The 22,131-nt window shown below is 74.7% G+C and carries 18 protein-coding genes and 1 tRNA gene; 12 read left to right on the forward strand and 7 right to left on the reverse strand.

Going from position 1 to position 22,131, the window contains the following annotated elements; translation table 11 throughout:
* The first annotated feature begins 38 nt into the window (after positions 1-38).
* Positions 39-302: a DUF6244 family protein gene (locus ACGFI2_RS12250; protein WP_393514780.1), complete on the forward strand. Its 264-nt coding sequence runs from the start codon at positions 39-41 to the stop codon at positions 300-302.
* 7 nt (positions 303-309) lie between these two features.
* Here the strand turns inward: ACGFI2_RS12250 and ACGFI2_RS12255 are convergent, their stop codons facing one another.
* Positions 310-1,680 (reverse strand): pentapeptide repeat-containing protein, encoded by a 1,371-nt coding sequence (locus tag ACGFI2_RS12255; protein WP_393514783.1) that lies wholly within the window; start codon positions 1,678-1,680, stop codon positions 310-312.
* Positions 1,681-1,891: 211 nt separating this feature from the next.
* On the opposite strand from ACGFI2_RS12255, the gene ACGFI2_RS12260 reads away from it, so the two are divergent.
* Positions 1,892-2,716: a lipase family alpha/beta hydrolase gene (locus ACGFI2_RS12260; protein ID WP_393514786.1), complete on the forward strand. Its 825-nt coding sequence runs from the start codon at positions 1,892-1,894 to the stop codon at positions 2,714-2,716.
* A 43-nt stretch (positions 2,717-2,759) separates the two neighbouring features.
* Here ACGFI2_RS12260 and ACGFI2_RS12265 read toward each other — a convergent pair whose 3' ends face one another.
* Both ACGFI2_RS12265 and ACGFI2_RS12270 read right to left on the reverse strand, forming a co-directional pair.
* Positions 2,760-4,349 carry a GMC family oxidoreductase gene (locus ACGFI2_RS12265; RefSeq protein ID WP_393514789.1) on the reverse strand — a complete coding sequence of 530 codons (1,590 nt, stop codon included), beginning with the start codon at positions 4,347-4,349 and terminating at the stop codon, positions 2,760-2,762.
* A gap of 123 nt (positions 4,350-4,472) precedes the next feature.
* Positions 4,473-7,097: a SpoIIE family protein phosphatase gene (locus ACGFI2_RS12270; protein WP_393514792.1), complete on the reverse strand. Its 2,625-nt coding sequence runs from the start codon at positions 7,095-7,097 to the stop codon at positions 4,473-4,475.
* Between the two features lie 215 nt (positions 7,098-7,312).
* Here ACGFI2_RS12270 and ACGFI2_RS12275 point away from each other — a divergent pair, with 215 nt between their 5' ends.
* The 7 genes from ACGFI2_RS12275 (at position 7,313) to ACGFI2_RS12305 (ending at position 16,146) form a co-directional block, all read left to right on the forward strand.
* A complete protein-coding gene (locus ACGFI2_RS12275) occupies positions 7,313-7,678 on the forward strand; it encodes a YciI family protein (protein WP_393514795.1) in 366 nt (121 codons plus the stop codon).
* A gap of 113 nt (positions 7,679-7,791) precedes the next feature.
* Entirely contained in the window at positions 7,792-9,216 is a 1,425-nt protein-coding gene (locus ACGFI2_RS12280) for an FAD-binding oxidoreductase (RefSeq protein ID WP_393514798.1), read from the forward strand.
* Between the two features lie 172 nt (positions 9,217-9,388).
* A complete protein-coding gene (gene pyk / locus ACGFI2_RS12285; RefSeq protein WP_393514800.1) occupies positions 9,389-10,837 on the forward strand; it encodes a pyruvate kinase in 1,449 nt (482 codons plus the stop codon).
* A 34-nt stretch (positions 10,838-10,871) separates the two neighbouring features.
* Entirely contained in the window at positions 10,872-11,756 is an 885-nt protein-coding gene (locus tag ACGFI2_RS12290) for an acyl-CoA thioesterase (protein ID WP_393514803.1), read from the forward strand.
* A gap of 71 nt (positions 11,757-11,827) precedes the next feature.
* Positions 11,828-12,298, forward strand: a complete 471-nt coding sequence (locus tag ACGFI2_RS12295; protein WP_393514806.1) for an RrF2 family transcriptional regulator — start codon at positions 11,828-11,830, stop codon at positions 12,296-12,298.
* Between the two features lie 143 nt (positions 12,299-12,441).
* Positions 12,442-13,500, forward strand: coding sequence for a sulfite exporter TauE/SafE family protein (locus ACGFI2_RS12300; RefSeq protein ID WP_393514809.1), 1,059 nt, complete (start codon positions 12,442-12,444; stop codon positions 13,498-13,500).
* Positions 13,501-13,869: 369 nt separating this feature from the next.
* Positions 13,870-16,146, forward strand: a complete 2,277-nt coding sequence (locus tag ACGFI2_RS12305; protein WP_393514812.1) for a cellulose binding domain-containing protein — start codon at positions 13,870-13,872, stop codon at positions 16,144-16,146.
* A gap of 171 nt (positions 16,147-16,317) precedes the next feature.
* On the opposite strand, the gene ACGFI2_RS12310 is transcribed toward ACGFI2_RS12305, so the two are convergent.
* Together ACGFI2_RS12310 and ACGFI2_RS12315 are read right to left on the reverse strand one after the other, a co-directional pair.
* The gene (locus ACGFI2_RS12310) at positions 16,318-17,313 is read right to left on the reverse strand and encodes an LLM class flavin-dependent oxidoreductase (RefSeq protein WP_393514815.1); all 996 of its coding nucleotides are present in this window, start codon (positions 17,311-17,313) and stop codon (positions 16,318-16,320) included.
* Between the two features lie 60 nt (positions 17,314-17,373).
* Complete coding sequence (locus tag ACGFI2_RS12315) at positions 17,374-17,853, reverse strand: Lrp/AsnC family transcriptional regulator (RefSeq protein WP_393514818.1); 480 nt, start codon at positions 17,851-17,853, stop codon at positions 17,374-17,376.
* Between the two features lie 102 nt (positions 17,854-17,955).
* On the opposite strand from ACGFI2_RS12315, the gene ACGFI2_RS12320 reads away from it, so the two are divergent.
* Positions 17,956-19,113: a trans-sulfuration enzyme family protein gene (locus ACGFI2_RS12320; protein ID WP_393514821.1), complete on the forward strand. Its 1,158-nt coding sequence runs from the start codon at positions 17,956-17,958 to the stop codon at positions 19,111-19,113.
* Positions 19,114-19,190: 77 nt separating this feature from the next.
* On the opposite strand, the gene ACGFI2_RS12325 is transcribed toward ACGFI2_RS12320, so the two are convergent.
* Complete coding sequence (locus ACGFI2_RS12325) at positions 19,191-19,940, reverse strand: transcriptional regulator (RefSeq protein ID WP_393514824.1); 750 nt, start codon at positions 19,938-19,940, stop codon at positions 19,191-19,193.
* A gap of 32 nt (positions 19,941-19,972) precedes the next feature.
* Positions 19,973-20,050: transfer RNA gene (locus ACGFI2_RS12330), tRNA-Leu, on the reverse strand.
* Positions 20,051-20,144: 94 nt separating this feature from the next.
* Between ACGFI2_RS12330 and ACGFI2_RS12335 the strand changes: the two genes are divergently transcribed.
* The gene (locus ACGFI2_RS12335) at positions 20,145-20,768 is read left to right on the forward strand and encodes an ANTAR domain-containing response regulator (RefSeq protein ID WP_393514827.1); all 624 of its coding nucleotides are present in this window, start codon (positions 20,145-20,147) and stop codon (positions 20,766-20,768) included.
* Positions 20,769-20,808: 40 nt separating this feature from the next.
* Positions 20,809-21,996, forward strand: a complete 1,188-nt coding sequence (locus ACGFI2_RS12340) for a hypothetical protein (RefSeq protein ID WP_393514830.1) — start codon at positions 20,809-20,811, stop codon at positions 21,994-21,996.
* The last annotated feature ends 135 nt before the right edge of the window (positions 21,997-22,131 follow it).

Genomic DNA, 22,131 nt, shown 5'->3' on the forward strand with positions numbered 1-22,131 from the left:
GGCGGTAGGGTGGCGTGAGGTGGACAGGGGAGGGCTTTGTGAGTGCTGCGGAGGTCATCGCCAGGCTGGCGGCGGCGGCACAGAAGCTGGACGAGGCGAAGGCCCGCACGGCCGCCGCCGCGCAGGACGCTGCCGAGGCGCGGGCGCTGGTCGCCGGCGCGCTCGAAGGCGCGACGGCGGGGCCGCTGATCGGGGTCATCGACGCCTACCGGCAGGCGCTCGCCCAGGCCGCGCAGGGCGGCGGGCCGGCCCGCCAGCACGTGCAGGAAACCATCGCCAAGGTCCAGGCCCTGGGCAACTGACCAGCCGTCACGGGTCGGTGAGCACGAGCCAGTCGTCGTCGCGCCGGGTGACGGTGACGTCCGGGGGCCAGACGTGGGTGGCGGACGTCGACGCGCGGGCCTGGTCGACCAGCGGCCGGCGGGCCAGAGAGGCGCCCTCGAAGCGGGCTCGACCGTGGAACACGGCCCGGCCGAAGTTGGTGCCGCCCTCGAAGCGCGCGCCCTCGAACCACGCCTCCGCGCCGAACTCGGTCCAGCGGAACAGCGCCAGGTCGGCGAAGTGTGCCCGGCGGAAGCCCGCGTACGCGCCGAAGGTGGTGTGCTCCATGGACAGTCCGCCCAGGAACGTCGCCTTGCGGAAGGTGGCGGTGCCGGCGAACGTGGCCCGGTCGAAGCTGCTCGGCTGCCGCAGCGTGGCGGCGTGGAAGGACGCCTGACCGAAGCTCGTTCCCCGGCAGGACAGCGTGCCACCGAGGTCGGCCCGGTCGAAGCTGGCCCGGCCGGTGATCCGGGCGTCGTCCAGCACGAGTTCGGCGTCGCCGGTGAGGTCGTCGAACACGACGTCGGCGAACTCGGCGGTCAGCCGCAGTCGGCCGTGCACGACCGCGCCGGCGAAGCTGGTGGTGCCGGTGCAGACCGCGCCGGTGAGGTCGAGGTCCGCCAGGGTGCAGCCGGCGGCGTCGAAGCCGTCCAGCCGGGCGCCGGTCAGGTCCAGCGTGACGCCGGGCCACCAGCTCTCCTGGTCGGCCCGCAGGTGCCGGGTGAGCGTCCGCTGCGCGGTGCGGCGCACCTCGGTCTCGCGCGGGTCGTCGGGGGCCGGCATCCGGAGGTACGCGCAGAGCACCGCCACGGTGGTCGCCCGCTGCTCCGGGTTGTCCTGACCGAGGCGTTCCAGGGCGTGCAGGCCGCCGAGGCGTACCGCCGGGTTGTCGCTGCCGACCAGCTCGATCGCGCGGACGTACAGCTCGGTGAGCCGGCGCTCGACGGCGTCGTGCTCGGCGGCGGTGGCCTGGCGCTCCTGGTGCCGCGTCGCGGTCTCGGCGACCGTCTCGGCGTGCGCCTGCACCCGGTCGCGGTGCGCCTGGTCGCGGGCGGCGACGGCCTCCTGGTGTCGCTGGCCGCGCTCGCTGATCCACTGTCGACGGGCGGCGAGGAGCAGCGCCAGCCCGCCGCCGGTGCCGGCGACCACGGTGAGGCCGGTGCGGATGGCGTCGACGCGTAGCGTGGCCCGGGTGTCGGGCTGGACGGCCCGGTCGGCCTCGGCGAGCAACCGGTCGAGCGCCAGCCAGCCGAGACCGACGGCCAGTAGCAGCCCGAGCAGCGCGAGCCACCAGGGCATCACCCGGAGCGGCTTCTCCGGCGGCGGTGCGGCGGACACGGCTGGCGGTGGAGCGGACACGGCGCCCAGCATGCCATCCGCGCCGGCCGCCCGGGGCGCCGCCGTCCGTCCCATTTGGGGATTCACGCGCCCTGCGTAACAACGGGTTACCGGCGCGTAACTTTTCATTGACGTGTGTGAAATCGGCCACGCATCATCGTTCCCACGATCGATCGGATCCCACCCGTCCCTCCCGGTTCCGACCGGGTGCCTCCCATCGGAGGTGCAGCCCATGCTGCTCCGAACGATCCTGGCCACCACCGCCGCCACCGCCCTGCTCGTGCCGGCCACCGCCGCCCACGCCGCCGCGCCCACCACCCGGCCGAGCGCCGTCACCACCACCGTTGCCGACACCCCCGTCAGCACCGTCACCGCCGCCGAGCGGGCCGCCGCCGCGGCCGCCGACCCGGTCGTCGTGGTAGGCGGCCTGATCGGGATCTCCATCGCCTACGAGCCGATCGCCGCCCGGCTGCGCGCCGACGGCTACCGGGTCTCCATCTACCAACTGCCCAACCTCGGCCTCGGCGACATCCGCGAGTCCGCCCGGGCGCTGTCGTCCTACCTGGACCAGGTCCGCGCCGCCACCGGCGCGAGCCGGGTCGACCTGGTCACCCACTCCGAGGGTGGCCTGGTCAGCCGCTGGTACGTCAAGTTCCTCGGCGGCGCCGACAAGGTCGACCAGTACGTCAGCCTCGGCAGCCCGCAGTACGGCACCTACGTCGCCAACATCGTCAACTTCGTCGGGCTGGGCAGCTGCGCCGGCATCGTCGCCTGCCAGCAGATGACCATCGGGTCCAGCTTCCTGGCCGACCTGAACGCCGGCGACGACACCCCCGGACCGGTCCGCTGGACCACGCTGCGCACCTGGCAGGACGAGCTGGTCCGGCCGGTCGACAACGCCGTGCTCGCCGACGGCGCGACGAACGTCCTGGTGCAGGCGTGGTGCCCGCTGCGGGTCGTCGGCCACCTCGGCCTGGTCCTCGACGGCACCACCTACACGGCGGTGCGGCAGACCCTCGCGGGCGCCGCGATCCGGCCGAACTGCCTCGCGGTCTGAGCCGTTCCGGGCCCGCCCCCGGGCGGGCCCGGAACGAACACGCTCACCCGTCGGCGCGGCCCCGGATCAGGTCGGCGGCCCGCCAGGCCAGCGCCGTCACCGGGGCGCTCGTCCAGCCCGCCACCATCACCGGCAGCACCGAGGCGTCCACCACCCGCAGCCCGTCGACGCCGCGCACCCGCAGCTCGGCATCGACCACGTGGTCGTCGTCCGCGCCCATCGCGCAGGTGCCGATCGCGTGGTAGCCGCAGTAGCCGCGCGCCACGGCCGCCTCGACGATCTCCTCGTCGGTCCGGGTCGCCGGGCCGGGGACCGTCTCCGCGTGGATCCGCTCGGCGATCGGCCCGGTGCCGAAGAACTCCCGCATCCGGCGGAACAGGTCCACCGCCGCCCGCCGGTCGTGCTCGGTGGCGAGATAGTTCGCCACGATCGCCGGCGGGACGCGCGGGTCCGGGTCGGTGACGGCGAGGCTGCCCTCGCTGTCCGGCCGGGTCACCGTGCCCAGGCACATCACGCCCGGCTCCCGCTCCAGCTCCAGCGCCCGGCCCGGGCGGGGCGGCGCGGCCGAGAACGGCGCCATCAGCAGGTGGCCGTCCGGGCGGTCCAGATCCGGGCGGGACTTCACGTGGGCGGCCACGTCCAGCACCGGCAGGGCCAGCGGGCCGCCGCGGGTGAGCAGCCAGCGCACCGCCGCGCGGGCCTGCCCGAGCGGGGTCCCGAGCCGGGCGTTGTGGCCGCCCGGCCCGGCGAGCCGGTACTGCAACGCGATCGACCGGTGCTCCCGCAGGCCGGCGCCCACCCGGGGACGGTCGAGCAGCACCGGCACGCCGGCGGCGCGCAGCGTGTCGGCCGGCCCGATGCCGGAGACCTGCAACAACTGCGGGGTGGCCAGGGCGCCCGCGGCGAGGATCACCTCGCCGGCCGCCCGGTGCTCGACCTCCCGGCCCCGGTGCGCCACCCGTACGCCGACCGCCCGGCCGCCCTCGACCAGCACCCGCAGCACGACCGCGCCGACCGCGACGGTCAGGTTGGCGCGGCGCCGGGCCGGGTGCAGGAACGCGTCGGCGGCGCTGACCCGGCGTCCGCGGTGGATGGTCGCGGTCGGATAGCCGATCCGCTCGTCGTCGTCGGCGTCCAGGTCGTCGACCGGCCGCCAGCCCAGCTCCGCCCCGGTGGCCACCATCTCCTCGGCCAGCGGATCGGTGCCGGTGGCGACGGAGAGCCGCACCGGCCCACCGACGCCCCGGTGCGGCGCGGGCCCCAGCGGATGGTCCTCCAGCCGCTGGAACGCCGGCCGCACCGCCGACCAGCCCCAGCCCAGCGGTGCCAGCGCGTCCCAGTCCCGGGCCGCGCCGCGGCTCCAGATCATGCCGTTGACCGAGGTCGAGCCGCCGACCATCCGGCCGCGTTGCCAGGTCTCCCGCCGGTCCGGCCCGATCGTCGCCGGGTAGTGCCAGGCGGTGCGCGGATCGTCCATCAGCCGGGAGAACGCCTTCGGCACCCGGACGAACGGGCTGCGGTCCCAGCCGCCGGCCTCGAGCAACAGCACCCGGGTGCCCGGGTCCTCGGTCAGCCGGTCGGCCAGCACGCAGCCCGCCGCGCCGGCGCCCACGACGACGTAGTCGAATTCCACCACTGAGGACCCCCACTCACGAGAATCCTTCCCACCGTAGTTTCTCGATCACGCCACGCATAGAGGGCCGGTCAGGCCGCCGCCACGTTCTCCTCCGGGTGCCCCGGCGCGACCGAAGCCTTGTCAGCCGAGGTGCCGCAGCACCACCAGCGCCTGGTCGTCCTCGGAGCCGGCCAGGTCGTGCAGCAGCGCGTCCGCGATCGCCTCCACCGGCTCGTCGCGCACCGCGACCAACGACCGGTACAGCGCCGCGACACCCTCGTCGTACGGCCGGCCGCGTCGCTCCACCAGCCCGTCGGTGTACGCGACCAGCACGTCGCCCGGGGAGAACGCGATGGTGGTGACCGTCATCGGCTGGTCCACCATGCCCAGCGGCAGGGCGTGCGCGGTCCGCACGGCGCGCGGCGGCTGCCCGGCCGGCAGCAGCACCGGATGCGGATGCCCGGCCCGGGCCACGCGCGCCGTACGGGCCACCGGATCGACCACCACGACCAGGCAGGTCCCGAGGAAGCCGACGCCGAGCAGCTCGGTGAGCCGGAGGAAGACCTCCTCCAGCGGCACGCCCAACCGGATCAGCGTGTTCAGCATGGTGCGCAGCTGGGCCATGTCGGCGGCGGCCTCGACCTGGTGCCCGACCACGTCGCCGACCACCACGGCCAGCCGGTCGCCGTCCTGCCGCACCAGGTCGTACCAGTCGCCGCCCAGGTGCAGGCCGCTCATCGCCGGTCGGTAGCGGGTGGCCACCTCCATCCCGCGCGGCGTGGTCAGCGCCGAGCTGCGCAGCCGGCCGGCCAGGCGGGTCACCAGGTTGTGCTCGGCGGCGGCCAGCCGGACCCGCTCCAACGTCTGCTCGCACAGGTCGGCGACGGTGTCCAGCAGCGCCAGGTCGGTGTCGCGCAGCGGGCGCTCCCGCCGCCAGCCGAAGCCCAGCGAGGCGATCGGGCGGTGCCCGGCGCCGAACAGCGGCAGTGCCACGGTGGTCACCAGGCCGTGCCCGCCGACCGGGTCGGGCAGGCCGGGGAACCGGGCGGCGAAGTCGGCGCGGTCACGCAGCACGATGCGTTCCCCGTCGCGCAGCGCGCGCACGATCGGACGCGGGTCGTCGACGCTCAGGTCGTGGAACGTGGCGGCCAGCGTGCCCGGGACGTCGTCGTGGTGCCAGAGCCGGACCCGGCGGCCCTCGGCCCGCATGGCCAGGCCGGGCAGCTCGGCGCCGAGCGCGGTGGTGGCGGCGTCCAGGATCACCTCGATCGCCTCGGCGGTGGAGCGGGTCACGCTCAGCCGGGCGGCGAACCCGGCCATCGCCTGCGCCGACCCGGTCAGCTCGGCCCGCTGCAGCGCCTGGCTGCACAGCGCCGCCACCGCGTCGAGCAGGTTGCGCAGCGCCTCGTCGTCGGCGACCGGGCCGACCCAGCGCATCTCCAGGGCGCCGAGCGTGCCGCCGTCACCGGAGCGCAGCGGTAGGCAGAGACCGGTCGGTCGGCCGTCCGCGCCGGCCAGCGGCAGCACCGCGTCGTCGCGTACCGCCCGGGCCAGCGGGACGTCGGCGTCGATCGGCAGCGGCCCGGCAGGCGCGTCGTCGCCGGCCACGTCGAGCACGGCCCGGCCGGGCGACGCGATCGCCACCCGCAGCGCGACGGCGTCCACCACGGTCGGGACGACAGTGGTCAGCACCTCCACGACAGCCTCCCGGCCCCGCGCCGAGCTGAGCGCCCCGGCCAACCTGGCCAGCGCCTCCGCCCGCCGCAGCGCGCGGTCCGAAAGCACCCGGGACAGCCGCAGCTCGGCGCGGTCCGCGGACCGGTGACGGTGCGCCCGGGCGACCGCCAGCGCGGCGCCGATCTGCCTGGCCAGCAGCTCGACGAACGCCCGCTGGTCGGCGTCGACCGGGCGGCGCGGGTCCAGCGCGGCGACCAGGACCCCGGCCGGCGCGGCGGCGCCGGGGTCGGGCACCGGCAGCACGGCCACCACCGGGTCGGCCGGTCGGTCGCCGGCCGGGGGCACCAGTCGGGGCGTGCCGTCGGCCAGGACCTCGGCCAGCGGCCACCCGTCGACCGGGCCGGGCGGGTTCTCGACCCCGTCCGCGGCCGCCAGCCGTGTGCCGTTCGGCGTGGCGAGGTGGAGCTGGACGAACGGAACCGGGGCGGCACCGGCCAGCGTCTTGACCGCCCGCCGGGCCACCTCCTCCGGGTCGGTGACGTCGGCCAGCGCGGCGCCCAGCGCGGTGAGCAGCCGCAACCGCCCCGCGCCGACCACCCGCGCGGTGGTTTCGGCGCCGACCGTGAGCACCCCCGCCGGAAGGCCCGACTCGTCGGTCACCGGGCTGTGCGTGAAGGTGAACCAGTGGTCCTCGCCGGCGTCCTCGGGCGCGCGTCGCACCGGCACGTCCGGGCTGTCCGCGGCGCCCCGGCCCGCGCGTACGCCGGCCAGCAGCGGGGCGAGCGCGTCCCAGTCGCCCGGCCACACCTCGGCGCCCGGCCGGCCGGGCGCGGCGTCCCGGCCCGGCCCGAGCAGCCGCCGGTACGCGTCGTTGGGCAGCGGAAGCGGCCCGTCGCCCCACCACAGCACGGTCGGGGCGGGGGAGTGCAGGCAGAGCGCCAGCGCGGTGCGCAGGCTCTGCGGCCAGTCGTCGATCGGGCCGAGCGGCGTGTCGGACCAGTCACGTGCCGTGATCGCCGCGCCCGCGCCCCCGCCGGTGGCGGCGACGGCGTCCGGCCACCGGACGCCGTCGGGCGGAGTGTCGCTCACCCGGAACCTCCGCTGGGGCTGGGCTCGGCAGTACCGGGAAACGTACCAGCGGCCTGGGACGCCGGGCGATCGTCGATCCGGTTGGGACCCGGGCGGCGGGCGAACGGCCCGCCGCGTCGGCAACCGGTCGGCCGGGTCGGGCCAGTTGTCGCGAGCGCCCACGGCGGCCGGGACGCCGTGCGAGGCTGGGCGGGACGCCGTCGCAGGAGGTGCGCATGGGCGCGACGCCCCGGCTCGACTTCGCGCTGGACACGTACGAGTGCATCGTGCTCTACCCCGGGCCCTCCGGCCGGGCCCTGCCGGAGGAGACCGTGCGGCGGTTGCAGTCCGAGCACCTGCGGCACATGCAGGCGTTGCAGCGGCGCGGCATCGTGCTGGTCGACGGCTCGGTGGACGGTCCGGCCCGCGAACCGGATCCGCCGATCGGGTTCGGGCTGGCCCGCACCGGCTCGGTGGACGACGTGCGCAGCGTCATGGCGGCCGACCCGGCGGTGCAGGCCGGGCTCTACCGGGTGGAGGTGCTCACCTTCCTCTGCCCGGCCGGATCGTTGGAGTTCCCGCTGGTCAAGACGGAGAGCTGAGGCACTGTCGCGAGGGCGACGGCGGTCGCGTGCCGGCGGTGCTACGGTCCGGCGCAGCAGCGACCCCGGCCCGTCCCGGCGCCGCCGGCCCGGGGTCGGCCGAGGAGTCCGCCATGACCTCCGCCCCGGATGTTCCGCGCGCCGCCGGCCTGCTCCGCGAGACGCTCGGCGACCGCCTGCTCACCCCGGCCGACGCCGGCTTCCCGGCCGCCGTACGACTCTGGAACGGCGCACCGGGCGCGACCCCGGCGCTGGTCGCCCGCGTGCGGGACGCCGACGAGGTCGCCCTGGCGGTCCGCGTCGCCCGGCGCTGCCACCTGCCGCTGTCGGCGCGCGCCGGCGGCCACGACTGGGCCGGCCGGGCGCTGCGCGACGGCGGCCTGGTCGTCGACCTCACCGCGCTGCGCCGGGTGGACCACGACCCCGACACCGGGGTGGTCACCGTGGGCGGCGGGGCGACGGCCGCCGACGTGCTGGCCGCCCTGCGGCCGTACGACCGGGTCGTCCCCACCGGCGTGGTGCGCGCGGTCGGGATGGCCGGGCTGACCCTGGCCGGCGGCTACGGCCCGCTCTGCGGACGCTTCGGGCTGGCGCTGGACAACCTGCTCGGCGCCGAGGTGGTGCTCGCCGACGGCCGGCGGGTGACCGCCGACGCGCACCACGAGCGCGAGCTGTACTGGGCGCTGCGCGGCGGCGGCGGCAACTTCGGGGTGGTCACCGCGCTGCGCTACCGCACCCACCGCCTCACCACCGTGCTCGCCGGCATGCTGTTGTTCCCGCTGGGGCAGGCGACGGCGGTGCTGCGCGGCTACGGCGCGGCGGTGCGGGACGCGCCGGACGAGTTGACGGTGATGGGCGGTTTCCTGCCCGGCCCGGCGGGGGAGCCGGTGGTCTTCCTCGCCCCGTTCCACACCGGCGACCCGGCGGCCGGCCGGGCCGCGGTGGACCGGCTGCGCGCGCTCGGCACGCCGCTGGTCGACCAGGTGACCCCGCTGGCGTACGAGGACGCGCTGCGCCTGTTCGACGGCGGGATGGCGGACGGCAACCACTACCTGCTGCGTACCCGGTGGTTGGCCCGGGTGGACGAGCCGGTGGTGGCCGCGCTGACCGCCGCGGCCGGGGCCGTCTCGTCGCCGTGGTCGGCGATCGCGCTGCACCACTTCCACGGCGCGGCCAGCCGGGTCGGGTTGGGAGAGACCGCGTTCGGCCTGCGCGCCGACCACCTGATGGCCGAGGTCATCGCGGTCTGGACGCCGGGCGACGATCCGGCGCCGCACCGGGCGTGGGCCGAGCGCACCGGCGCAGCCCTGGCCCCGCACGCGCTGCCCGGCGGCTACCCGAACCTGCTCGCGCCGGAGGAGATCGACCGGGTCCGCCTCGCCTACGGCCCGAACTGGGACCGGCTGCGCCGGGCCAAGCGCGAGTACGACCCGCACCGGGTGTTCTCGGCCGTGCCCACGCTGCCGCCGGCCGGCCCGCCGGCGCCCCGCGGCGAGGCGGGCGGGCGGGATCCCCGGGAGCACCCCGTCGACCGGTGACGGCGAGCGGTACGATTTCCGCCGCGCGGTCGCCGATGCCCGCCACACACGACGTTCCGGTGCGGTACGCCTACCGCCCGCCCGCGCGGGTTTCTTCGCGCGTCGTTGGACAACTGTTCCGCAGTCCGCAAGGGGTCGGCCGGCAGGTCGATCCGGAGGAGAGACTAGCCTGATGGGCGTGACCCGCCGCGTGAAGATCGTCTGCACTCTCGGCCCCGCCACCTCGTCCCCGGAGCGCATCCGGGGGCTCGTCGAGGCCGGCATGAACGTGGCGAGGCTCAACTTCAGCCACGGCAGTCACGCCGACCACGAGTCGGTCTGCCGGATGGTCCGGGAGGCGGCGGAGGCGGCCGGGCAGCCGGTCGCGGTGCTCGCCGACCTCCAGGGCCCCAAGATCCGTCTCGGCCGTTTCGCCGACGGGCCGCACGAGTGGCGCACCGGCGACTCCGTGGTGATCACCAGCGACGAGATCGTCGGCACCAAGGACCGCGTCTCCTGCACCTACCGCAAGCTGCCGCAGGAGGTGAAGCCGGGCGACCGGCTGCTGATCGACGACGGCCGGGTCGCGGTCGAGGTCAGCGACGTCACCGGCAACGACATCCGCTGCCTGGTCACCGAGGGCGGCCCGGTCTCCAACAACAAGGGCATCTCGCTGCCGAACGTGGCGGTCAGCGTCCCGGCCATGTCCGACAAGGACGCCGAGGACCTGCGCTTCGCCCTCGGCCTCGGCGTCGACCTGGTCGCGCTCTCCTTCGTCCGCTCACCGGACGACATCAAGCTGGTCCACTCGATCATGGACGAGGAGGGCGTGCGCCGCCCGGTCCTGGCCAAGGTCGAGAAGCCGGAGGCGGTGGACCACCTGGAGGCGATCGTGCTGGCCTTCGACGGCGTCATGGTCGCCCGCGGCGACCTCGGCGTGGAGCTGCCGCTGGACCAGGTCCCGCTGGTGCAGAAGCGCGCCGTGCAGCTCTGCCGGGAGAACGCCAAGCCGGTCATCGTGGCCACCCAGATGCTCGATTCCATGATCGAGAACTCCCGCCCGACCCGCGCCGAGGCCTCCGACGTGGCCAACGCGGTGCTCGACGGCGCGGACGCGGTGATGCTCTCCGGCGAGACCAGCGTCGGCAAGTATCCGGTGCTCACCGTCAGCACCATGGCCAAGATCGTCACCACCACCGAGGCCGGCTCGATCGCCGTGCCCCGGCTCCAGCACGACCCGCGTACGCACGGCGGCGCGCTCACCGTCGCCGCGTCGTCGATCGCCCGGGCCATCGGCGCCAAGGCCATGGTCGCGTTCTCGCAGACCGGTGACACCGTCAAGCGGCTCAGCCGGCTGCACTGCGACCTGCCGCTGCTGGCCTTCACCCCGGTGCCGGAGGTGCGCAACCAGCTCGCGCTCTGCTGGGGCGTGGAGACGTTCCTGATGCCGTTCGTCCAGCACACCGACGACATGTTCCGCCAGGTCGACCAGGCGCTGTTGGGCCTCAACCGGGCCAACCCGGGCGACTACGTGGTGATCGTGGCCGGCAGCCCGCCCGGCACCCCCGGCTCCACCAACACGTTGCGCGTGCACCAGCTCGGTTCGCTGGTCGACGCCGCGGCGGCCCGGGCCCTCCAGTGAGGCGGGTCGGGCGACGTCGACCGGGGGTCGTGCGGTGAGTGAGGCTCCGGCGGCGACCGGGCAGGCGGCGGTCGACCAGCTCCTGGAGGTGCTGGACCTCGCGCGGACCGGCGAGATGGCCTTCCGCGGGATGAGCCCGCCGGTGGGCCCGCAGCGGGTCTACGGTGGCCAGGTCGCCGGCCAGGCGCTGGTGGCGGCCGGCCGCACGGTCGACCCGGAGCGCGCCGTGCACTCGCTGCACGGCTACTTCGTGCGGCCCGGCGACCCGGCCGAGCCGATCGAATACCAGGTGGAGAACGTCCGCGACGGCCGCTCCTTCTCGGTGCGCCGCTCGGTGGCGTTGCAGCACGACGAGCCGATCTTCTTCATGTCGGCCTCGTTCCAGCGGCAGGAGGAAGGGCTGGACCACCACGCCCCGGTCCCGCCCGACGTGCCCGGTCCGGACGACGTGCCGACCATGGCCGACCGGCTCGCCCGCTATCCGGAGCGGCTCGGCATCTGGGGTCAGATCCCGCGCCCGATCGACGTCCGCTACGTCGGCGAGCCCGGCTGGGTGCGCCCCGGTGACCGCCCGGCCGAGCCGCACCAGCGGGTCTGGATGCGCATCGACGGCAAGCTGCCCGACGATCCGCTGCTGCACGCGTGCGCGCTGGCGTACGCCTCCGACCTGACGCTGCTCGACTCGGTGCTGTCGGTGCACGGCGAGGTGTGGGGGCCGGGCGGCGTGGTCGGCGCGAGCCTCGACCACGCGCTCTGGTTCCACCGGTCCTTCCGGGCCGACGAGTGGTTCCTCTACGACTGCTGGAGCCCGTCCGCGTCGGGCGCCCGGGGCCTGGCCACCGGCCGGATGTTCACCACTGACGGCCGGCACATCGCCAGTGCCGTGCAGGAGGGTCTGCTGCGCCGGGTCGGCGACTGAGCAGACAACCGTGACCGTTCGGCCGAGGGGTGGGAGACCGGGCGGCTGAGCAGGCGACTAACCTTGCCGGCATGCGCCTATCCGCCCGGGTCGACTACGCCCTCCGTGCGGCCGCCGAGCTGGCCTCGGTCGCCGAGGGCACGACCTCCGGGCGGAGCCGGCCGGTGACCGCCGAACAGGTCGCCCGCTCGCAGGACATTCCGCCGAAGTTCCTCGAGAGCATCCTGCTCCAGCTGCGCCGGGGCGGCATCGTGCACGCCCAGCGTGGCCCCGAGGGGGGTTACTGGTTGGCCCGTCCGGCCGCGGAGATCTCCCTGGCCGAGGTGATCCGGGTGATCGACGGGCCGCTCGCGCACGTCCGCGGCCAGCGGCCGGAGCAGCTCGGCTACCAGGGCGCGGCCCGCGCGTTGCAGGAGGTGTGGATCGCGCTGCGGGCCAGCGAGCGGGAGATCCTGGAGCTGGTCACCATCGCCGACGTGGCCGCCGGCACGCTGCCCGGCCGGGTCAACGAGCTGGCCGCCGACCCGCGCGCCTGGAGCTGACCGCCGGCATCGGGCTCTCGCGGCTCCCTCTCGCGGGCCGTCCGGCGTGTCCCACCAACCGGATGGGGGACTTGACCGGGGGCGCCTCCGTGCCGCATTGTCGACCAAGTTGATAGGAGATGCCGTAAAGTCTGGGGGCGCTCGTGCGCAAGCTGCTGGTTCTCGCCCTCGTCGGGCTTCTCGCGCAACTGGTCGACGGCGCGCTCGGCATGGCGTACGGGCTGACCTCCTCGACCCTGCTGCTCGTCGCCGGGGTCGCGCCGGCCGCCGCCTCCGCCTCGGTGCACCTCGCCGAGATCGGCACCACGCTCGCCGCAGGCGTGTCGCACTGGCGCTTCGGCAACGTCGACTGGAAGGTGGTCGGCCGGATCGCGCTGCCCGGCGCGATCGGCGCGTTCGCCGGCGCCACGTTCCTCAGCTCCATCTCCACCGAGTCGGCCGCGCCCTGGATGGCCGCCATCCTGTTCACCCTCGGCGCGTACCTGCTGATCCGCTTCTCCCGGCCGTTGCGCGCCAACCGCGCCGGCGGCCGGCTGCGTAGCCGTTTCCTCGCCCCGCTCGGCCTGGTCGCCGGCTTCGTCGACGCCACCGGCGGTGGCGGCTGGGGCCCGGTCGCCACCCCGGCCCTGCTGGTCTCCGGCCGGATGGAGCCGCGCAAGGTCATCGGCTCGGTGGACACCTCCGAGTTCGTGGTGGCCGGCGCGGCCAGCGTCGGCTTCCTGATCGGTCTCGGCTCCGAGGGTTTCCTGCTGCCCACCGTGGCCGCGCTCCTGGTCGGCGGCCTGATCGCCGCGCCGATCGCGGCCTGGCTGGTCCGCATCGTGCCGGCCCAGGTGCTCGGCGCCGTCATCGGCGGCGTGATCGTGCTGACCAACGCCCGCACCCTGCTGCGCGCCGGCGAGCTGGGCGGCCCGGTGCCGGCCCTGGTCTACGCCGCGCTCGGCGCCGGCTGGGTGGCCGCCGTGGTGCTGGCGGTGCGGGCGTTGCGTCGTGCCCGCCGGGCCCGCGCCACGGTCGACGCGGCGCTCGCCTCGGCGCCGGCCGACGACGCCCTGGCTCCACCCGCCGCGGTGGCCGACGCTCCGGCTCCGTCCGCCGCGGTGGCCGACGCTCCGGCTCCGTCCGCCGCGGTGGCCGACGCTCCGGCTCCGTCCGCCGAGTCGGGGGAGTCGAGGCGGCTCGCCGCCGCCGTCGAGAGCTGAGCCTCCGCCGGGGCCGGTGGGCGCGTCTCGTCGCTTCGGGAAGCCGGCGCGGCGCGCTGCTCTCCCGCGCGGCGCTCCTCGGCGTGTCGCCCTGCAGTGACTTGTGCTGTGGTGGCGTTACGCGGGGTGGTCGGCGAGGAGCGGGGTTCCGCCGGGCGCCGCGCGTGGGATGCCGTGCCCGCCCTGCGAGCCGGTCCGACGCCCGGTCCGTGCTTGTGGGGGTGTGCGGCGGTGGCTACGCTGGCGGGGCGCGGAGCCTAATCATAGACGTCGATATGTCGGCGTCCCGTCGCGTCAGGGCGCGTGCACTCCCGCCGGTCCGGGCAGGCCGGCGTCGCCGCGTGCCCGACCTTCGCGAAAGGCAACCCCGTGCACCACACCACCTCACGTCGGCTCGCGCTGCTCGCCGCGGCCTCGGCGGCCACCCTGACGGCCGGCGCGCTCACCGCGGTGACCGCCGAGGCGGCGGCCGCCGCCTGCCGGGTCGACTACCGGATCACCAACCAGTGGAGCGGCGGCTTCGGCGCCGACGTCACCGTGACCAACCTCGGCGATCCGGTCAACGGCTGGACGCTCGGCTGGAGCTTCGCCGCCGGTCAGCAAATCGTCCAGGCCTGGAACGCCACGGTCAGCCAGTCCGGCACCCAGGTCACCGCTCGCGACGCCGGCTACAACGCCGCCCTCGGCACCGGCGGCAGCGCGAACTTCGGCTTCAACGGCTCCTGGAACAACGCCGCCAACCCGGTGCCCTCCGCGTTCACGCTCAACGGCACCACCTGCACCGGCGCGCCGCCGACCTCGACGCCGCCGACGTCCGGCCCGACCACGCCACCGCCCACCACGCCGCCGCCGACCACGCCGCCGCCGACCACGCCGCCGCCGACCACGCCGCCGGCGGGCGCCAAGCAGATGGAGAAGCTCGACCGAGGGTTGGTCAGCGTCCGTTCCGGCAGCGGGAACCTCGTCTCCTGGCGGCTGCTCGGCACCGAGACCTCAGGAGTGTCCTTCAACCTCTACCGGGGCACCACCAAGGTCAACGGAAGTCCGATCACCGGCGCCACCACGTACCTGGACAGCGGCGCGGCCGCCGGGTCCGCGTACACCGTGCGGGCCGTGGTGGACGGCGCCGAGCAGGCGGCGTCCGCCCCGGCGCTGCAGTTCGCGAACGGCTACCTGGACGTGCCGATCCAGGCCCCACCCGGGGGCACCACGCCGAGCGGTGAGGCGTACACCTACTCGGCCAACGACGCCAGCGTGGGTGACCTCGACGGCGACGGCCGCTACGAGTTCGTGCTCAAGTGGGACCCGTCCAACGCCAAGGACAACTCCCAGTCCGGCTACACCGGCAACGTCTACGTCGACGCCTACACCCTCACCGGCGCCCGGCTGTGGCGGATCGACCTGGGCCGCAACATCCGCGCCGGCGCCCACTACACCCAGTTCCAGGTCTACGACTACGACGGCGACGGGGACGCCGAGGTGGCCATGAAGACCGCCGACGGCACCCGCTCCGGCACCGGCCAGGTGATCGGCTCGTCGTCGGCCGACCACCGCAACTCCAGTGGCTACGTGCTCGCCGGCCCCGAGTACCTGACCATGTTCGACGGCCGCACCGGCGCGGCACTGTCCACCGTCGACTACGACCCGCCGCGCGGCACCGTCTCGTCCTGGGGCGACTCGTACGGCAACCGGGTGGACCGGTTCCTCGCCGGCACCGCCTACCTGGACGGGCAACGCCCCTCGCTGATCATGGCGCGGGGCTACTACACCCGGGCCGTGATCGCGGCCTGGGACTTCCGCGACGGCACGCTGCGCAAGCGCTGGACGTTCGACTCCAACGCCTCCGGCAACGGCGCCGCCGCCGGCCAGGGCAACCACCAGCTCTCCGTCGCCGACGTGGACAACGACGGCCGCCAGGAGATCGTGTACGGGGCCGCCACCATCGACGACAACGGCCGGCTGCTCTACTCCACCGGCAACGGGCACGGCGACGCGCTGCACGTCGGCGACCTCGACCCGAGCCGCGCCGGCCTGGAGGTCTTCAAGGTCGACGAGGACGGCAGCAAGCCCAGCTCGTGGATGTCCGACGCGCGCACCGGCCAGATCCTGTGGCAGACCGCCCCGAACGGCGACAACGGTCGCGGCGTCTCCGACGACGTCTGGGCCGGCAGCCCCGGCGCGGAGTCCTGGTCGTCGGCGGCCGACGGCCTGCTCAACACGCGCGGGCAGAACGTGGGCCGCAAGCCGTCCTCGGCGAACTTCCTGATCTGGTGGGACGGCGACCCGGTTCGCGAACTGCTCGACGCCACGAAGATCGACAAGTACGGCACCGGCGGCGAGACCCGGCTGCTCACCGGCAGCAACGTCGCGTCCAACAACGGCACCAAGTCCACCCCGGCGCTATCCGGCGACATCCTCGGCGACTGGCGCGAGGAGGTGGTCTGGCGCACCGCCGACAGCAGCGCGCTACGCATCTACAGCACGCCCGTCACCACCGGCCTGCGCCTGCCGACCCTGATGCACGACCCGCAGTACCGGGTCGCCGTCGCCTGGCAGAACACCGCCTACAACCAGCCGCCGCACCCGGGCTTCCACCTCGGTGACGGCATGAGCACGCCGGCCGCGCCGAACATCTACCTGCGCTGAGCCGAAACGAAGGCACCGGGTCGCCGGCCGCGGAATCCGCTCAGCCGGCGACCCGGTGCACCACACCGCAGCATTCCCGACCCGTCCCGACCGGGAATGCCGTACCACCACCGGGGACCAAGTTATGCGTCCCACGCGACGCTGCGGTGACGTCGCTATGAAGAGCGTGTTTCAGCCTTCCCGGCGCAGGCCGCCGGCCACCTTCTCGGCGATCAGCTCGAACGAGCGGACCCGGTCGTCCACGTCGTAGACCATCGAGGTCAGCATCAGCTCGTCCGCGCCGGTGCGCTCCAGCAGCGTCCCGAGCTGCCGGGCCACCGTCTCCGGCGAGCCCGTCGCCTGACCGTCGCGGCGCTGCGCGACGAACTCCCGCTCCAGCTCCGAGTACGGATAGGCCGCCGCCTCCTCCGGCGTGACCAGCGGCTCCGGCCGCCCCGACCGCAGCTTCAGGAACGACAACCCGGCCGGCCCGGCCAGCCACTCCGCCCGCTCGTCGGTCTCCGCGCAGACCGCGTTGACCGCCACCATCGCGTACGGCCGGTCCAGCCACTGCGACGGCCGGAAGTGCTGCCGGTAGAGCTGCAACGCCGGGATCGTGTGCTGCGAGCTGAAGTGGTGCGCGAACGAGAACGGCAACCCGAGCAGGCCGGCGAGCTGGGCGCTGAACCCACTCGACCCGAGCAGCCACACCTGCGGCGACTGCCCGCGCCCCGGCGTCGCGGTGATCGGGCCCGGCTCGGCGCCGCTGAAGTAGTTCATCAGGTCGGCCAGCTCGCGCGGGAAGTGCTCGGCGGACAGACCCTCCATGGTGCGGCGCAACGCCAACGCGGTCACCTGGTCGGTGCCGGGCGCCCGCCCGATCCCCAGGTCGATCCGGCCCGGGTGCAGCGCGTCGAGGGTGCCGAACTGCTCCGCCACCACCAGCGGCGCGTGGTTGGGCAGCATCACCCCGCCCGAGCCCAACCGGATCGTGGAAGTGTTCGCGGCCAGGTGGGCGAGCAGCACCGCCGGCGCCGAACTGGCGATCGCCGGCATGTTGTGGTGCTCGGCGACCCAGAACCGGCGGTAGCCCAGCTCCTCGGTGCGCCGGGCCAGCTCGGTGGTGTGCCGCAGCGCCTCACCGGCACTGCCGGTCGCGGCCACCGGGGCAAGGTCAAGAACAGACATCGGTACGTCGATCACGTCACGGTGCAACCCGCCCGGTGCCGGATTTGTTCCGTCGGTGGCTCAGCCCATACCCCGGGCCTGCTCGAAGATGAGACTGGTCTCGGTGTGCCGCACCGCCGGATCCACCGCCAGGTGGTCGAGCACGAAGTCCCGCAGCGCGTCCCCGGACGCCGCCCGCACGTGCAGCACGTAGTCCTCCGCGCCGGCCACGTGGAACACCGACACCACCCCCGGCAGCCGCACCGACCGGGCCCGGAACGCGTCCACCGCGGCCCGCTCGTGCGCCGTCAACCGCACCGACACCAGCGCCTGCAACGGCAGCCCCACCGCCGCCGGGTCGACGTCCGCGTGGAACCCGCGGATCGCCCCGCACTCGCGCAGCGCCCGGGTACGGGTCAGACACGTCGACGGGGCCACCCCCACCCGCTCGGCGAGCGCGTTGTTGGGCAGCCGCCCGTCGGCGGTCAGCTCGGTGAGGATCGCGCGGTCGACGTCGTCGAGGCCGGAGAACGACCGCACATCGTTCGGTGCGAGAGGCATGCCGCCATCCTCCACCGAAGATGCGTCGGACGGAAGCGAGATCATCAGAATCTTCTTCGCCGCTATTGCCTCATCCCGCCATCATGTTCGACGCTTCCGGGCATGACCGCCCTGGACACCGCAGCCGTGCACGCCGGGCGTGACGACCTCGCCGGCCTCGGCGTCCACGTCCCGCCCATCGACCTCTCCACCACCAACCCGCTGCCCTCGGTGGCCGACGGCGGCGACGCCTACGAGACGCTCGCCACCGGCAACCCGCTCCCGGCCGGCGGCAGCGCCGTCTACCAGCGGCTCTGGAACCCCACCGTGGCCCGCTTCGAGACCGCCCTCGCCCAGCTCGAAGACACCGCCGAGGCGGTCGCGTTCGCCAGCGGCATGGCCGCGCTCACCGCCACCCTGCTCGCCGCCACCCGCGACGGCAAGCGCCACGTCGTCGCCGTCCGCCCGCTCTACGGCGGCACCGACCACGTCCTCGCCAGCGGCCTGCTCGGCACCGAGGTCACCTGGGCCCGCGCGACCGACGTCGCCGCCGCGATCCGCCCCGACACCGCCCTGGTCGTCGTCGAGACGCCGGCCAACCCCACCCTCGACCTGGTCGACATCGCCGCGCTCGCCACCGCCGCCGGCGACGTACCGCTGCTTGTCGACAACACCGTCGCCACCCCCGTGCTCCAGCAGCCCGCCCGGCACGGCGCCGCGCTCGTGCTGCACAGCGCCACCAAGAGCATCGGCGGCCACGGCGACGTCCTCGCCGGCGTCGTCGCCTGCGCGCCCGACTGGGCCGCCCGGCTGCGCCAGGTCCGCGCCGTCACCGGCGCCGTCCTGCACCCGCTCGGCGCCTACCTGCTGCACCGCGGCCTGCAGACCCTCCCGCTGCGGGTCCGCGCCCAGCAGGCCGGCGCGGAGAAGCTGGCCGCCTGGCTGGCCGGCCACCCCGCCGTCGAGCGGGTCCACCACCCGTCCCGGCACGACCCGGCCGGCCTGGTCGGCCGCCAGATGTCCGGCGGCGGCAGCCTGCTCGCCTTCGAGGTACGCGGCGGCGCGCCCGCCGCGGCCACGGTCGCCGGCGCCTGCGAGCTGATCACCCACGCCGTCTCGCTCGGCGGCATCGACACGCTGATCCAGCACCCGGCCTCGCTCACCCACCGGCCGGTCGAGGGCGACGCGAAGCCGTGCGGCGCGCTGCTGCGGGTGTCGGTCGGCCTGGAGGACCCGGAGGACCTGCGCGCGGACCTGGCACGGGCGCTCGCGTCGATCTGACCCGCGCCGGGGCGGTGCCGGCAACGGCCGCCGGACCGGGAGCGCCGCCGGCGTCCTGCCCACAGCGCGCCGTCCGGTCAGGACTTCGGGCCGACGTGCCGGTCCAGCGCGGCGACCGCCTCCCGCCGGGCCACCGACAGTGAGTTGCGGCGGTTCATCCGCCAGGCGATGCCGAGCAGGTCGAGTGCCCACTGACAGAGGCCCATGATGTCGGTGGATTCGTTGACGAACATGTAGCGCGGGTAGACGTATCGCTTTCCGCGCACCGTGACCCGGTTGCTGACCCGGCAGCCGTCGGAGTGGAAGAGGCCCCGCAGGAAGTGACCTGGGTGGGCTTCGACGATGGTTCGCTGCCAGTCGGTCAGGACGATCGGGCGCTCGTGCTTCTTGCCGGGCCCGTGCTGCGGCAGGAGGCACGGCCAGTGCTTGCCGTAGCTCTGCACGTTGACGCAGCCCTGCTGCTGGACGCGCTGCACCTTCTCGGCCAGCACCGCTCGCATGGCGTCGTCACACGCCTCGATCAGACCCGGCCAGCAGTCGCTGCAGGAGATGCGGAGCACCGGGACCCGGGCCCGGGTGACGAGATGCCCGTCGCCGAGATAGAGGCCGAGGAGGTAGGCGTAGGCCGCCGGATCTGTCGGAGCGCGGACACCCTCGCGACAGCGAAAACATCGCAGCGCCGTGCCATGCTGCTTCGGCTCTGGTCGATCCTTGCACCAGTGGCGGACGGTCGGGTAGGAGAGCCCCACGGTCCGCGCCACCTCGGCCACAGTTGCGCCGCCGAGGTAGAGACGTCGCGCCTTGGCGCGAATTTCGGGTGGATGCACAGGCCCATGGTCGAACGCCTGTATGACATTTCTGGTGCCCTCGGTGGGATTCGAACCCACACTGTATGGAGTTTGAATCCATTGCCTGCTGCCAGTTGGGCTACGAGGGCGTTCCGTGATTCGGCCTCGACAGCCTACCCGCTAGGCTGAGGGCGGCGACACCCGGCATGGCGGGTGCCCGGTTCGAACTGGTGGGAGTGGCTCGTGGGCGAGATGCAGGCGGACGCCGAGCGCAAGCGCGTTCTGATCGCCGAGGACGAGGCGCTGATCCGGCTGGACCTGGCCGAGATGCTTGTCGAGGAGGGCTACGAGGTGGTCGGCGAGGCCGGCGACGGAGAGACCGCCGTCAAGCTCGCCGAGGAGCTCAAGCCGGATCTGGTCATCCTCGACATCAAGATGCCGATCATGGATGGGCTGGCCGCCGCCGAGCGGATCGCCGGCGCGCGCATCGCCCCCGTGATCATCCTGACCGCGTTCAGTCAGCGCGACCTGGTCGAGCGGGCCCGGGCGGCCGGCGCGATGGCCTACCTGGTGAAGCCGTTCCAGAAGAGCGACCTGGTGCCGGCGGTGGAGATCGCGCTGTCCCGCTACTCGGAGATCTCCGCGCTGGAGGCCGAGGTGGCCGGCCTGACCGACCGGCTGGAGATCCGCAAGACCGTCGAGCGGGCCAAGGGCGCGCTGATGACCACCTATGGCATGACCGAGCCGCAGGCCTTCAAGTGGATCCAGCGCACCGCGATGGACCACCGGATGACCATGAAGGAGGTCGCCGAGCGGATCCTCGCCGAGACCGCCGGCGGTGAGGTGGCGCAGCAGCCCGCCTCCTGACCGCCGAGCGGGGGAGCGACCGATCGATAGGATCGGATCCATGCCTCTTCCGCGCCTGAGGTCGGTGTTCGTCGTGGTGGCCGGTGTCGCGGTGCTGCTCGCCGCCGGCCGGTCGGCGCCGGAGAGGCCGGCCGGGCCGGCCCCGGTGCGCCCGGCCTGGCGGGCGGTCGAGCTGCCCGTGCCGGCGGGGCCCGCGGGTCGCCCGCTGTTGCGCGACGCGGCGCGCTGCGCCGGCCGTTGGTACGCCGTCGGCGGGCTCGTCGACGCGGCGGGGGAGACCCGGCCGGCGGCCTGGTCCAGTTCGGACGGTACGTCCTGGTCGGCGTTGCCGGTGCGGGCGCAGACGTTCTACGGCCGTCAGCACGTGCTCTACGCGGTCGCGTGTCGCGACGACGGCATGGCGGCGCTCGGGGCGAAGACGGGTGGCGTGCACGGCAATCCGCGTACCGGGTCATGGGTGTGGCGGCCGGGCGGGCCGTTGCGGGAGGTGCCGGCGGCGTTCGAGCTGTTCGGCGGGCCGCGCGCGGTGAGCGCGTCGCGGCTGGCGGCCGGTCCGGGCGGCTGGTTGATCGCCGGGGCGCGCACGGACGGCGCGGCGGTGTGGACGTCGCCGGACGCCGGCGGGTTCGTGGTGCGCGAGGGGGTCGCGGAGCTGGCCGGCGACGGCCGGGGCCGGACGGCGGCGTACGACGCGGTGGCGCTGGGTGCGGGCTGGCTGGTGGTGGGGTCGTTGCTGCCGGCGGGCGGCACGGCGTTGACGCCGCTGGCCTGGTCGTCGGCGGACGGCCGGTCGTGGCGGCGGGCGGCGCTGCCGGCGGACGCCGGTGGGGCGGCGCAGCGGGTGGTGGTGCTGGGCGACGGCGTGCCGACGGCGGTGGGGCCGGTCCGTGACGGCTTCGCGGTGTGGCGGTCGCTGGCCGGTGGGTCGGACGGGTGGCGGCGGGTCGGCGGGTTCGGCACGGCCGGGCCGGGGGTGTCGTCGGTGACCGGCCTGGTGGCGACCGGCGGGCGGCTGGTCGCGGTGACCGGGGACGGCGCGGATCGCCGGGTGTGGATATCGGGTGACGGGGGCGTGTCGTGGCGGCCGGTGATCGTGCCGACGCCGGTGCCGGCGCGCGGCGACGCGGCGTTGGCGGTGTCCGCGGGCGATGTCGGGCTGGTGGTGGTCGCGGATGACGGAAAAAGCTCCCGTGCCTGGTGGGCGGCGTTGCCGAACGTCGATGAGTAGCGGGTGAGGCCTGTTTGACCCGTTACCGAGGAAACCTCGGCGAAAGCCTTACGACGCCTTCGGTTCTTACGGCAAGCGTCGGAAATCCGCCACGGCGTGTAACGGTTCGGTCAACCCCGCTTTCCGGGTCTTACG

The sequence above is a fragment of the Micromonospora sp. NPDC049282 genome, assembly GCF_043197045.1.
In the GTDB taxonomy this organism is placed as follows: Bacteria; Actinomycetota; Actinomycetes; order Mycobacteriales; family Micromonosporaceae; genus Micromonospora.

Coding starts and splice junctions, on each gene's coding strand:
- ACGFI2_RS12295 (WP_393514806.1), top strand. CDS start 11,828: ATGCGCCTATCCGCCCGGGTCGACTACGCCCTCCGTGCGGCCGCCGAG.
- ACGFI2_RS12310 (WP_393514815.1), bottom strand. CDS start 17,313: ATGTCTGTTCTTGACCTTGCCCCGGTGGCCGCGACCGGCAGTGCCGGT.
- ACGFI2_RS12320 (WP_393514821.1), top strand. CDS start 17,956: ATGACCGCCCTGGACACCGCAGCCGTGCACGCCGGGCGTGACGACCTC.
- ACGFI2_RS12340 (WP_393514830.1), top strand. CDS start 20,809: ATGCCTCTTCCGCGCCTGAGGTCGGTGTTCGTCGTGGTGGCCGGTGTC.
- ACGFI2_RS12260 (WP_393514786.1), top strand. CDS start 1,892: ATGCTGCTCCGAACGATCCTGGCCACCACCGCCGCCACCGCCCTGCTC.
- ACGFI2_RS12315 (WP_393514818.1), bottom strand. CDS start 17,853: ATGCCTCTCGCACCGAACGATGTGCGGTCGTTCTCCGGCCTCGACGAC.
- ACGFI2_RS12280 (WP_393514798.1), top strand. CDS start 7,792: ATGACCTCCGCCCCGGATGTTCCGCGCGCCGCCGGCCTGCTCCGCGAG.
- ACGFI2_RS12275 (WP_393514795.1), top strand. CDS start 7,313: ATGGGCGCGACGCCCCGGCTCGACTTCGCGCTGGACACGTACGAGTGC.
- pyk (WP_393514800.1), top strand. CDS start 9,389: ATGGGCGTGACCCGCCGCGTGAAGATCGTCTGCACTCTCGGCCCCGCC.